The organism is Pseudomonas sp. GZD-209, assembly GCF_049310485.1.
In the GTDB taxonomy this organism is placed as follows: Bacteria; Pseudomonadota; Gammaproteobacteria; order Pseudomonadales; family Pseudomonadaceae; genus Aquipseudomonas; species Aquipseudomonas sichuanensis.
In genome coordinates, this window is the sequence record NZ_JBMOWQ010000021.1 from 23,471 (window position 1) to 35,890 (window position 12,420).

12 protein-coding genes are annotated in these 12,420 nt (G+C 63.8%); 7 read left to right on the top strand and 5 right to left on the bottom strand.

Annotated features, from left to right (window positions below):
- The first annotated feature begins 68 nt into the window (after positions 1-68).
- A complete protein-coding gene (locus ACO6VM_RS03165; protein WP_125463347.1) occupies positions 69-1,634 on the top strand; it encodes a methyl-accepting chemotaxis protein in 1,566 nt (521 codons plus the stop codon).
- Between the two features lie 141 nt (positions 1,635-1,775).
- Here ACO6VM_RS03165 and ACO6VM_RS03170 read toward each other — a convergent pair whose 3' ends face one another.
- The 4 genes from ACO6VM_RS03170 to ACO6VM_RS03185 all read right to left on the bottom strand — a co-directional run bounded on the left by ACO6VM_RS03170 (position 1,776) and on the right by ACO6VM_RS03185 (position 4,607).
- The gene (locus ACO6VM_RS03170) at positions 1,776-2,660 is read right to left on the bottom strand and encodes a pseudouridine synthase (protein ID WP_401056853.1); all 885 of its coding nucleotides are present in this window, start codon (positions 2,658-2,660) and stop codon (positions 1,776-1,778) included.
- Positions 2,661-2,690: 30 nt separating this feature from the next.
- Positions 2,691-3,020 carry a transcriptional regulator gene (locus ACO6VM_RS03175; RefSeq protein WP_110993572.1) on the bottom strand — a complete coding sequence of 110 codons (330 nt, stop codon included), beginning with the start codon at positions 3,018-3,020 and terminating at the stop codon, positions 2,691-2,693.
- A gap of 67 nt (positions 3,021-3,087) precedes the next feature.
- Entirely contained in the window at positions 3,088-3,324 is a 237-nt protein-coding gene (locus tag ACO6VM_RS03180; protein WP_401056852.1) for a glutaredoxin family protein, read from the bottom strand.
- 74 nt (positions 3,325-3,398) lie between these two features.
- Positions 3,399-4,607, bottom strand: a complete 1,209-nt coding sequence (locus ACO6VM_RS03185; RefSeq protein WP_125857981.1) for an ammonium transporter — start codon at positions 4,605-4,607, stop codon at positions 3,399-3,401.
- Between the two features lie 301 nt (positions 4,608-4,908).
- Here ACO6VM_RS03185 and ACO6VM_RS03190 point away from each other — a divergent pair, with 301 nt between their 5' ends.
- From ACO6VM_RS03190 to ACO6VM_RS03215, 6 genes are all read left to right on the top strand, one after another.
- On the top strand, positions 4,909-5,220 hold the full coding sequence (locus tag ACO6VM_RS03190; protein WP_401056851.1) for a DUF883 family protein: 312 nt from the start codon (positions 4,909-4,911) through the stop codon (positions 5,218-5,220).
- Positions 5,221-5,229: 9 nt separating this feature from the next.
- Complete coding sequence (locus ACO6VM_RS03195; protein ID WP_110993575.1) at positions 5,230-5,604, top strand: phage holin family protein; 375 nt, start codon at positions 5,230-5,232, stop codon at positions 5,602-5,604.
- Positions 5,601-5,930 carry a hypothetical protein gene (locus ACO6VM_RS03200; protein ID WP_401056850.1) on the top strand — a complete coding sequence of 110 codons (330 nt, stop codon included), beginning with the start codon at positions 5,601-5,603 and terminating at the stop codon, positions 5,928-5,930. Before ACO6VM_RS03195 ends, ACO6VM_RS03200 begins: the two co-directional genes overlap by 4 nt.
- Positions 5,931-6,003: 73 nt before the next feature.
- Positions 6,004-7,335, top strand: a complete 1,332-nt coding sequence (locus ACO6VM_RS03205) for a deoxyguanosinetriphosphate triphosphohydrolase (protein ID WP_401056849.1) — start codon at positions 6,004-6,006, stop codon at positions 7,333-7,335.
- Positions 7,336-7,614: 279 nt separating this feature from the next.
- Entirely contained in the window at positions 7,615-8,235 is a 621-nt protein-coding gene (locus tag ACO6VM_RS03210) for a response regulator (protein ID WP_401056848.1), read from the top strand.
- A gap of 58 nt (positions 8,236-8,293) precedes the next feature.
- Positions 8,294-11,878: an ATP-binding protein gene (locus ACO6VM_RS03215; protein ID WP_401056847.1), complete on the top strand. Its 3,585-nt coding sequence runs from the start codon at positions 8,294-8,296 to the stop codon at positions 11,876-11,878.
- Between the two features lie 32 nt (positions 11,879-11,910).
- Here ACO6VM_RS03215 and ACO6VM_RS03220 read toward each other — a convergent pair whose 3' ends face one another.
- Positions 11,911-12,255 carry a YggL family protein gene (locus ACO6VM_RS03220; protein ID WP_401056846.1) on the bottom strand — a complete coding sequence of 115 codons (345 nt, stop codon included), beginning with the start codon at positions 12,253-12,255 and terminating at the stop codon, positions 11,911-11,913.
- Between the last annotated feature and the right edge of the window lie 165 nt (positions 12,256-12,420).

Consider the following 12,420-nt stretch of genomic DNA (forward strand, 5'->3'; position numbering starts at 1 on the left):
TAAATATTCATTCAATAAAACCAGCGGCTTGCCGATACCTGTCGAAAGCCTTGCGGATTGAACAGCCAATGCGTAACAACCAGCCGATTACCCAGAGAGAACGGACTTTCCCTGCCCAACAGCGGTTGATCTCCACGACCAATGCCAAAGGCGTGATCACCTACTGCAACGATGCCTTCGTCGAGATCAGCGGTTTCTCTCGCGAGGAACTCATGGGCGCAGCGCACAACCTGGTGCGCCACCCCGACGTACCGCCTGCGGTGTTTGCCCACATGTGGCAGACCCTCAAGCAAGGCCTGCCATGGATGGGCATCGTCAAGAACCGCTGCAAATCCGGCGACCACTATTGGGTCAACGCCTACGTCACCCCTGTTTTCGAGAAAAACCAGGTGGTTGGCTATGAATCGGTGCGGGTCAAACCCACCGCCGAGCAGATCCGCCGCGCCGAAGGCCTGTACCAGCGCATCAACCAGGGCAAGTCGGCGATCCCGCGCCGCGACCAGTGGCTGCCGGTGCTGCAGGACTGGCTGCCGTTCATTCTGATCAGCCAGGTCGGCTTCCTGATCGGCAACTGGCTCGGCCACTCCTGGGGCTTCGCCCTGGCCGCCGGCCTGTCGGTCCCGCTGGGCCTGCTCGGCCTGAGCTGGCAGCAGCGCGGCCTCAAGCGCCTGCTGCGCCTGGCCGAACAGAGCACGTCCGACCCGCTGATCGCGCAGATGTACACCGACAGCCGCGGCGTCCAGGCGCGCCTGGAAATGGCCATGCTCAGCCAGGACGCACGGATGAAGACCTGCCTGACCCGCCTGCAGGACAGCGCCGAACAACTCAGCGACCAGGCCCGCCAGTCCGACACCCTCGCCCACCAGAGCTCGTCGGGCCTGGAGCGCCAGCGCGTGGAAACCGAGCAGGTGGCCGCCGCCGTCAACCAGATGGCCGCCACTACCCAGGAAGTGGCCAACCACGTTCAGCGCACCGCCGATGCCACCCAGGAAGCCAACCGCCTGACCAGCCAGGGCCGCAACATTGCCGGCGAAACCCGTGACGCCATCGAGCGCCTGTCGGCTGCCGTGGGCGAGACTGGCCTGACCGTGACGCAACTGGCCAAGGACAGCGACGAGATCGGTGGCGTGGTCGATGTGATCAAGGGCATTGCCGACCAGACCAACCTGCTGGCGCTCAACGCCGCCATCGAAGCAGCCCGTGCCGGTGAGATGGGCCGCGGTTTCGCCGTGGTTGCCGACGAAGTTCGCCAGCTGGCCCAGCGCACCGCCGAGTCCACCGGGCAGATCCACGGCCTGATCGCCAAGCTGCAACAGACCGCCAACAACGCGGTGCAGACCATGGAGACCGGCCACCGCCAGGCCCAGGAAGGTGTCGAGCGGGTCATGGAAGCCGACCAGGCGCTGGTGGGCATCAGCGAAGCGGTCGCCAACATCACCGACATGGCCACCCAGATCGCCGCCGCCACCGAAGAGCAGACCGCGGTGGCCGAAGAGATCAGCCGCAACATCAGCACCATTGCCGACCTGGCCGACCAGACCGCCGGCCAGGCCCAGCGCTCGGCGCTGCTCAGCGAAGAGCTGACCAGCACCGCCGGCACGCAGTACTCGCTGGTGGAGCGCTTCAACCGCTAAAGCCTGTACGAACCATCGCGGGGCAAGCCCGCTCCCACAAGTCCTGTGCAGAGTGCCAGACCAGTGGGAGCGGGCTTGCACGCAGCAGGCTTGTGAGGAGGGAGAAAAAATGGTGGGGGGTTTCCTCCCCCCGCGATGCTTTTACCAGTCGAGCGTCAACCGACTCTCGAAATACCTCTCCTGCCCCGTCAACGGATCTTCGAAGCGCAGGCTCTTGGCCAGCAGCTTCAATGGCCGCTCATAGTCATCCTGTTCATCGACCAGCTGCGGGTAGAACGGGTCGTTGCAGATCCCCGCACCCAGCGCCGCCATGTGCACCCGCAACTGATGGGTCTTGCCGGTCACCGGCGACAGGCCATAGCGCCACAGCCCACCGTTCTTTTCCAGCACACAGGCATGGGTTTCGCTGTTATCGGCCCCTTCCACTTCATGCATGCGGAAGAACGGCTCGCCATGCACCAGGCGGCTGCAATGCACCAACGGGAACTCATGCTGCGGCAGTGCAGCGGCGATCGCCTGGTAGTGCTTGTCGATGCGCCGCTCGGGGAACAGCCGCTGATAGGCACCCCGGGTTTGCGGGTTGGCCGAGAACAACACCAGCCCGGCGGTGTGGCGGTCGATGCGGTGCAGAGGCACCAGGTGCGGGTTGTCCAGCCGGCGGATCAAGCGGCGCAGCAAGGTCTGCTCGACATACTCGCCAGTGGGCGTTACCGGCAGGAAATGCGGCTTGTCCGCCACCACCAGATGCTCGTCGATGTGCAGGATCTGCTCCTGTACCGGGATCGGCTTCTCGTTGGGTACTTCACGAAAGTAATGCAGGCGCATGCCCTGGCGGTAAGCAAGGTTGGCGGCAATCGCCTGGCCTTGTGCGTCCAACACCCGACCCCGGGCGAAACGGTCCAGCCACTGCTCACGGTCGATGGCCTTGAAGTGATCGCACAGGCAATCGAGCACTGTCGCCCAGCGCCCGGGCGGCAGGCATACCGTGCTGGCTTGCAGGTGGGCGGGGTTGAAAGGCGTGGTCATCGTCGGGCTCTGCTGATCGGTAGCCGGGCATTATCCCCCAGCCTGCGCGGCGCAACCAGCCTCGCCGGCCGGCTCGCAGCGCGCCTTGAGCCAGCGCAGCACCTGCACCGCATCCCAGCGCCCGGGGTCGAACAAGGCGTAGCTCAGGCCCTGGTAGCCAACCACGTCCAGCGGCCGGTGAAAGCCGGCGCGCTGGAACAGTGCTTCGATCTCGGCGAAACAGGTATTGAAATGCACCTTGCCGAACGGCGTCTGCTCATCGGTGACGATGCCGTCGAGGCGCAGTTCCAGCACGGCGTCGCACACACGCTCCGGGGCCATGTGGTTGATGCTGTACTTGAGTTGCTCGACATTGAGCATGGCTTCACCTCGATACTGTATTTATATACAGCATACGGAGCGGGCCACGCCGTCGTCAATGCGCGGCTCAGCGCAAGAAGGCCACCACCTGCTCGGCATCGAAGGGCCAGTTCAGCTCGGCCCCGGTATCACCGCGGCGCAATACCGGAATGGTCAGGCCGTAGCGCTCGAACAGCACCTCGTCGTCGGCAATATCGACCAGCTCGACCAGCAAGCCATGTTCGACGAACGGCATCAACATGGCCTCGGCCACTTCACACAGGTGGCACCCGAGGGTGCCGAACAGCTGGCATTCAGGGAGCATGGGGCAAACCCGGAAATCGCAGATAAGGGATGCTTATTCTAGGTCCGTGCTTGCCATCGCGCACCTGCGCCGGATCAATCCTGGCTAGTGGCGCCAATGCGGTGCAGCGACAGGTCGGCACCCTGGAACTCCTGTTCGTGGCTCAGGCGCAGGCCGTGTACCGCCTTGATCAGGCCGTACACGACAAAACCGCCGGCCAGCGCTACCAGCACACCGGCCAAGCTGCCCAGTAACTGGCTGACCAGGCTTACGCCCCCGAGGCCACCCAGCGCTGCCTGGCCGAACACGCCACAGGCGATGCCGCCCCACACCCCACACACCCCGTGCAGCGGCCAGACACCAAGCACATCGTCGATCTTCCAACGGTTCTGCGCCGCGGTGAAGCACCAGACGAACAGGCCGCCGGCGATGAGGCCGGTGGCCAGCGCACCGATCGGGTGCATCAGGTCGGAACCGGCACAGACCGCCACCAACCCGGCCAGCGGGCCGTTATGCAGGAAGCCGGGGTCGTTGCGCCCGGCCACCAGCGCCGACACGGTGCCGCCGACCATGGCCATCAGCGAGTTGATCGCCACCAGGCCGCTCACCCCTTGCAGGGTCTGTGCGCTCATCACGTTGAAGCCGAACCAGCCGATGATCAGGATCCACGAGCCCAGCGCCAGGAACGGAATGCTCGACGGAGCGAACGCCACCAGCCGGCCATCGCGATAACGGCCACGGCGCGCACCCAGCAAGATCACCGCCGCCAGCGCCAGCCAGCCGCCCATGGCGTGCACCACCACGGAGCCGGCGAAGTCATGGAAGGGTGCACCGAAGCGCGCCTGCAGCCAGGCCTGCCAACCGAAGTTGCCATTCCACACCACCCCCTCGAAGAAGGGGTAGATGAACGCCACGATCAGCGCCGTGGCGCACAGTTGCGGGACGAACCGCGCACGCTCGGCGATGCCGCCGGAGATGATCGCCGGGATTGCAGCGGCGAATGTCAGCAGGAAGAAGCACTTGACCAGCGCATAGCCATGATCGTTGGCCAGCACTGCCGCGGGCTGGAAAAAGGTCACGCCGTAGGCGATCCAGTAACCGATGAAGAAGTACGCCAGCGCCGAGATGGCGAAGTCGCTGAGGATTTTCGACAGGGCGTTGACCTGGTTCTTGTGGCGCACGGTACCGACTTCGAGAAAGGCGAAGCCGGCGTGCATGGCCAGCACCAGGATGGCGCCCATGAGGATGAACAAGGTGTTGGAGCCATGGACCAGGGAGTCCATCGCGCTGTGCATGTTTTCCATGAAGAGGCAGGCCTGCAAAAAGGCACCAGGACAGTTCAAGAACCGGCATCCCTGCACCGAATCGGTGCCAGGCGCCTGCCCCGCTTCTGTGAGCGGGTGAACGCCTGCGTGGTTTTTTCTTGGGTTTGTCGTGGATTGGGTTAAGGTTTAGCGTCATCCGCAGGGCGGGTGCACGGTTTCGGCGCGCACGCTTGCGAGCACGCCTCGAACATAAGCAAGCGCTGTACCAGCACATCGTGCTGAACCTTCCGCGCTCGCCATCACTCGAAATAGCCACACACATCCACAGGGAGAGGCCCATATGGCCAGCAAATCGGCAAAGACTGCTCAAGACATACTGATGGCTGACTTCCAGGCCTTGGTCCGCGACACCGAGAGACTGCTCGCCGACACCGCCAACCTGGCCGGCGACCAGGCCGACGAGCTGCGTGAACAGATTCACGAGCGCCTGGCCCAGGCCCGCGAAACCCTGCAGCTCACCCAGGACTCGGTACGCCAGCGCGGCCAGGCGGCCGTGGGCAGCGCCGAGCAATACGTGCAGGAGAACCCTTGGCAGGCCATCGGTATCGCGGCCGGCGTCGGCCTGCTGATCGGCCTGCTGGCCAAGCGCTGAGGAGCCGCCATGGACAACGACGCCATCGGCGCCGGCGCGTCCGGCAGGCGCCTGGGCGCGGCGATGCTGGGCCTGCTGCACAGCCACATCGAGCTGTTCGGCATCGAGCTGCAGGAGCAGAAGGGGCGCACCCTGCGCCTGCTGCTGTTCGCCGGCCTGGCGCTGGTGTTCGCCCTGCTGCTGCTCACCGCCCTGTCCGGGCTGGTACTGGTGCTGCTGTGGGACAGCTACCGGTTGGCCGGGATCATCGGCCTGTGCCTGTTCTACGGCATCGCCGCGCTGTACTGCGGCCTGCGCCTGAAAGCGGCGGTGTTCGATGAGTCCTCGCCATTCAGCGCCACGCTCGAAGAGCTGGCCAAGGACCGGGAGCGCCTGCTGCCATGAACCTGCCCGAAATGCCCGACACACGTAACCCGCGTGAGCTGCGCAAGGCGCTGCTGCGCCTGCGCATGGAGATGCACCGCCAGCAGATCAGCCACGAAACCACCCAGATGCTCGAACCGGCTCGCCGCCTGCGCGGCATGGGCAGCTCGTTCGGCGAGGGCCTGGGGGTCAAGCACGGCTCGCTGTGGGGCCTGGGCGCTATCGTCGCGCTGGGTTTTCTCACTGGCAAAGGCGTGCGCAGCGGCAACATCAATCGCCTGCTGCAGCTGGGCACCAGCCTGGCGCCGCTGATCCGCCTGTTCCTGGGCAGCGGTCGCCGACCCTGAACCTCGTGCGCGCCCTTGCCAGGGCGCGCCAGACGCAGGAAGCTATGCCGATTCAACGACCGGAGATCGAGCCTTGGACTGGCACACCCTGCTGACCCGCGAACGCCTGGGCAAAGCCCTCTACAGCCCTGAAGAGCTCGGCCGCAGCCCCTTCCACAAGGACCACGACCGCATCATCTTTTCCGGCGCCTTCCGCCGCCTGGGGCGCAAGACCCAGGTACACCCGGTCACCAGCAACGATCATATCCACACCCGCCTCACCCATTCGCTGGAAGTCAGCTGCGTTGGCCGCTCGCTGGGCATGCGCGTTGGCGAAACCCTGCGCGGCGCCCTGCCCGACTGGTGCGAGCCCAGCGACCTGGGGATGATCGTGCAGTCGGCCTGCCTGGCCCACGACATCGGCAACCCACCCTTCGGCCACTCCGGCGAAGACGCCATCCGCCACTGGTTCCAGCAGGCCGCCGGGCGCGGCTGGCTGGACGACATGAGCGACGACCAACGCGCCGACTTCCTCAACTTCGAGGGCAACGCGCAGGGTTTTCGCGTGCTGACCCAGCTCGAATACCACCAGTTCGACGGTGGCACGCGCCTGACCTACGCGACGCTGGGCACCTACCTCAAGTACCCCTGGACTTCGCGCCATGCCGACGCCCAGGGCTACAAGAAGCACAAGTTCGGTTGCTACCAGAGCGAGCTGCCCCTGCTCGAGCAGATCGCCGGCAAGCTGGGCCTGCCGCAGCTCGAACACCAACGCTGGGCCCGGCACCCGCTGGTCTACCTGATGGAGGCCGCCGACGATATCTGCTACGCCCTGATCGACCTCGAAGACGGCCTGGAGATGGACCTGCTGCAGTACGCCGAAGTCGAAGCGCTGCTGCTCGACCTGGTCGGTGATGACCTGCCGGAAACCTACCGCCAGCTCGGCCCCAACGAATCCCGCCGGCGCAAGTTGGCAATCTTGCGCGGCAAAGCCATCGAGCACTTGACCAACGCCGCCGCGCAAGCCTTCGTCGAACAGCAAAGCGCCCTGCTCGCCGGCCACCTGCCCGGCGACCTGGTCGAGCATATGCACGGCCCGGCCCAGCGCTGCGTGCTGCAGGCCAAGGACATGGCACGCAAGAAGATCTTCCAGGACAAGCGCAAGACCCTGCATGAAATCGGCGCCTACACCACCCTGGAAATCCTCCTCAATACCTTCTGCGGCGCGGCGCTGGAGCAACATGGCGGGCGTACGCCGTCGTTCAAGAGCCGCCGCGTGCTGGACCTGATCGGCAATAACGCGCCCAATCCACATGGCTCGCTGCATGGCGCCTTCCTGCGCATGATCGATTTCATCGCCGGCATGACCGACAGCTATGCCAGTGAAATGGCCTGCGAGATGACCGGGCGCACCAGTCCAACTTGAGCCAGGGTGGTGACGGTAACGTGCCTATTACCTTCACCGCCCAACTTGTAAGACTCTTCCCACAACTACTAAAAGCATTAAACATTAACTCCCAAGACAACCAATCAAACCTTCCAAATCAATCAAATCGCCTAAAAATCCACATTCTTCGTAGCACACACACGCTCTCGCCGTAAGGAATTTCCTATATACATAAATTAGCCTGAGCATCCCTGCCCGCCACCATTCAACTGAGCTAATGTGCCGACTGCTTCCGCCTCGCCGCATGGAATGTTGAATATGCAAACAGTATTTATCGTCGACGATCATCCCGTTATCCGCCTGGCTATCCGAATGCTGCTGGAGAACCAGGGCTACAACGTCCTGGGCGAATCTGACAATGGTGTCGATGCCATGCAGATGATTCGCGAATGCCGCCCCGACCTGGTCATCCTCGACATCAGCATCCCCAAGCTCGACGGCCTTGAGATGCTGTCACGCTTCCAGTCCATGGCCATTCCGCTCAAAGTCCTGGTACTGACCGCACAATCACCCGCGCTGTTCGCGATTCGCTGCATGCATTCTGGCGCTGCGGGCTACGTCTGCAAGCAAGAAGACCTGGGTGAACTGCTCAGCGCCATCAAGGCGGTACTGTCCGGCTACAACTACTTCCCCAGCCAGGCACTCAACGCTGCGCAAAAAAGCTGCAATAAGGAACTGGAGTTGTTCCGCCAGGTCAATGACCGCGAACTGATGGTGCTGCAACTCTTCGCTCAGGGCCGTAGCAACAAGGAAATCGCCAAGGGCATGTTTCTCAGCAACAAGACGGTCAGCACCTACAAGAAACGCCTTATGCACAAGTTGCAGGCCAGCACCCTGGTGGAGCTGATCGACGTCGCCAAACGCAACGCGCTGGTCTGAGGTCGTAATGTGGAAGTACCTCGGTATATTGCTGTTTTGCCTGAGCCTGGGCGCTCCCATGCCGACTGTCTGCGCGAACATCGACGAAGGCAAGAGCTACGCCTTGCTCAGCCGCTCGGCACCGACGTCGATCCACCCTGCCCTGACCCTGGAGCAACGCAACTGGCTAGCCACCCGCCATGAACTGGTACTCGGCACTTCCGCACCTGACTATCCGCCGTTCGACATCGCCAGCGGAGGGCGCGAGTACCAAGGCTTGACCGCCGACTACGCAGGCCTGATCGGCAATGCCCTGGGCCTGCCGGTGCGGGTGCAACGCTTTCCCAGCCGGCCAGCGGCAGTCGCGGCGCTCAAGAGCGGGCGGATTGATCTGCTCGGTAGCGCCAATGGCTATGAAGTCACCACCCAGGGGCTGGCGCTTTCACGCCCCTACGCCATCGACCAACCGGTGCTGGTAACCCGGGAGGACGAAACCCGCGCCCTGGACACCGGCCTGGACGGCATGCGCCTGAGCATGCTCTATCACTACCTGCCGCCCGAAGAGATCCGTGCCAACTACCCCAAGGCCGAGCTGCTGACCTTCGAGTCCTCTACCCAGGCGCTCAATGCCGTGGCCTTCGAGCAGGCCGACGTGTTCATTGGCGACACGGTCTCCACGCACTACCTGATCAGTCAGGGGCACCTGCCGCGCCTGCGCATGGCCAACTTCGGCAAGCATGAGGCCGTGGGCTTCAGTTTCGCCATGCGTGACGACGACCCGATGCTGTTGGCCCTGGTCAACGCCGCCCTCGACGCCCAGTCCAGCGCCACCCGCAACGATATCTTCAAGCGCTGGAGTGCCAGCAGCGGCAGCCTGTTGACTGATCGCAAGCTGCAGCTGTCGTCACGGGAAGAGAAATGGCTGCGCGATCACCCGGTGATGCGGGTCGTGGTCAACGACACCGCAGCGCCGCTGACCTTTCTCGACGGCAACGGCCGGCTACGCGGCATCGTCGCCGATCTGCTCGAACTCATCCGCCTGCGCACCGGCTTGCGCTTCGACATTGGTCGCGCCAGTGGCGATGGCGACATGATCGATCAGCTTGAGTCCGGCCGCACCGACATCATCGCCACGCTCTCCACCGACACCCGCCCAGGCAACCCGCTGCAACTGAGCAGGCCCTACCTGGAAAGCGCCTACGTACTGGTCAGCCGCGACGGCAATCACCAGCCGGTCAATCTGAAGCAGCTCAAGGGCAAGCGGGTCGCGGTACCCCGTGACAGCAGCGTGGCCGCACTGCTCAATGCCAAACACCCATTGATTCATCAGGTAGCCACCGACAGCACCTACTACTCCCTGGCCCTGCTGGGCAGCGGCGCCGTGGATGCCGCGATCGCCACACTGATCGACGCCAACCATATGCTGGCCAGCAACAACGACCTGGTGATCCGCACCACCGTCGGCACCGAGCCTGCGGCCTTCTCGCTGGCCACCCTGCCCCAGGCCAGCGAACTGTCTTCGATCCTCGACAAGGCGCTGCTGAGCATCTCTCCGGAGGAACTGGGGGTGATCAACAGTCGCTGGCGGGATCACGGCGCGGCCGACGACGCTTATTGGCGCAATTACCGCAGGGTGATCCTGCAGGTGGTGGCGGTCATCGCGGTGCTGCTGGTGCTGGCACTGGTGTGGAATGCCCGGCTGCGTCGCCAGATCAAACAGCGTCAACACGCCGAACGGGCGCTCAACGACCAGCTGGAGTTCATGGGCGCCTTGCTCAATGGCACGCCACACCCCATGTACGTGCGTGACCGCGAAGGGCGCCTGCAAAGTTGCAACGACAGCTACCTGCAAGCGGTCGGCGCCAGCCTCGAGCAGGTCGTCGGCAAGCGCCTGCAGGACACCCGCTTCAGCGACTGCGACTACACCCGGCAGATCCAGGACGATTACCGACGCGTGATGGAGCAAGGCAAACCTTTGATCCTCGATCGCCCTCTGCGGCTGAAGGACAAGGAGCTGACCATCTACCACTGGATCCTCCCCTACCGCGATTCGCTGGGGGAAATGCAGGGCATCATCGGCGGCTGGATCGACATCAGCGATCGCCGCAACCTGGTCCAGGACCTGCGCCTGGCCAAGCAACAGGCCGATGATGCCAACCGCGCCAAGAGCACATTCCTCGCCACCATCAGCCACGAAATCCGTACACCAATGAACGCCTTGATCGGCATGCTCGAACTCGCCTCACGGCGCGCCGAAAAGGGCCAGCTGGACCGCCCGGCCCTGGAGATTGCCCATCACTCGGCCAGGGATCTGCTGGGGTTGATCGGCGATATCCTCGATATCGCCCGGATCGAGTCGGGCCATTTGTCCCTGGCCCCGGAGCCGGTGGACCTGGCAGCGTTGGTCGAGTCCGTCGGACGCGTATTCGACGGATTGGCCCGACACAAGGGCCTGGCGCTCGAAGTGGTGATCGCCGCCGAGGCGCGCTGCCATGCGCTGCTCGACCCGCTGCGGTTCAAACAGGTGCTGTCGAACCTGGTGAGCAACGCGATCAAGTTCACCGAACAGGGCCAGGTGAGCATCAGCGTCAAACTGTGCAGCAGTGGCGAGCCACTGACCCAGACCCTCGACATGGAAGTCCGCGACACCGGCATTGGCATCCGCGAACAGGAACTCGAGCAGCTGTTCACCCCCTTCGTGCAGGCCAACCCCTACAGCGACGGTGCTCGGGCCGGCACCGGCCTCGGGCTGGTGATCAGCCGCAGCCTGTGCGCAATGATGGGCGGCGAACTGAGCCTGCAGAGCCTGCATGGCGTAGGTACACGGGTAAGGCTGCGCATGCCCTTGCAGTGTGTTGCCCCGGTCGAGTCAAGGCCTCAGGACGCGAACGACATCGAACGCCCGGATGCACGGCTGAGGATCCTGGTGATCGACGATCATCCGGCCAACCTGTTGCTGATAGCACAACAGCTGAACTACCTGGGCTTGCGCCAGGACAGCGCCCGCGATGGCCGCGAAGGATTGCGCAAATGGCGCGAAGGCTGTTTCGACGTACTCATCGTCGACTGCAACATGCCACAGATGAACGGCTACGAATTGGCCAGGACCGTGCGCGCGGAGGAACGCCTGCACGGCAGGCCACGCTGCACCCTGGTCGGCTATACCGCCAACGCCCAACCCGAAGTGCGCCAGCAGTGCCTGGATGCGGGGATGGACGACTGCCTGCTCAAACCCATCGGCTTGCAGGTGCTCGGCCAGCGGCTGGCGGCCATTGCCCGCAACACCCGGCCGTGCAAGGAGGGCTGCGACGAGTGCGGTCATCGCTTCCACCTGCAGGGCCTGAGCGCCATTGTCGGCGACAGCGCCAGTGACCGCGACCGCATCCTCAGCACCTTGCACCTGAGCCTGCAGCAGGACCTGGCCATCCTGATGACCATCGACCCGCAGCAGGACGCCGACGCGCTTGCCGCGCAGGCACACAAGATCCTCAGCGCGGCGCGAATGCTGGATGCCAGGTCGTTGATTCAGGCGTGTGAACTACTGGGGGAGCCCGGGTTGCCCCTGGCTGAGATGAAGCTGTACCGTCAGGCACTGGCACGGCACATGCGCCGTGTGGAGAAAGCCCTGGCCCGGCAATTGGAGCGCCAGGCCGAGCCAAGGTGAGGCGGCGCCCGCTCGGGCACCGCCGCCACGGATCAGGAAGCCGAGTTGATCGGCTTTTCCGGGTACCAGGCGTCCAGCAGTGGGCTGACTTCGATATTGGTCAGTTCGCTGCGGCCTTTGAGCCAGGCTTCGACAGCAGCGCGCTGCGATTCTTCCACCGAGCCACGGGTGGCCTTGCAGACCAGGCCGAAGTCATCGCCACCGACATAGTCCAGGCCGTTGGCGTCCATGGCTTCGGTCAGGAAGGCGTCGAGGAAGGCATCGATGGCTTCATCGGACAGGTCTTCCTTGAAACCCAGGTTCAGTTCGAAACCCAGCTCCTGGAATTCATCCACGCACAGTTTCTTGCGCAGGCGACGGGAACGGTTGGTAGCCATGAAACAATCCTCTCAAGTATTAACGCGCGGCACTTTACCAGTTTCCGGCGTGCAGCGGCGCATTTGTGTCGAACGGGGCGCATACAGCGTGCGCTTGGGGCATAATGCGCACTCGTTTACGTGCTGGGGCCATCATTCTTACAGCCCCATGGTCTTTTCCCCTCG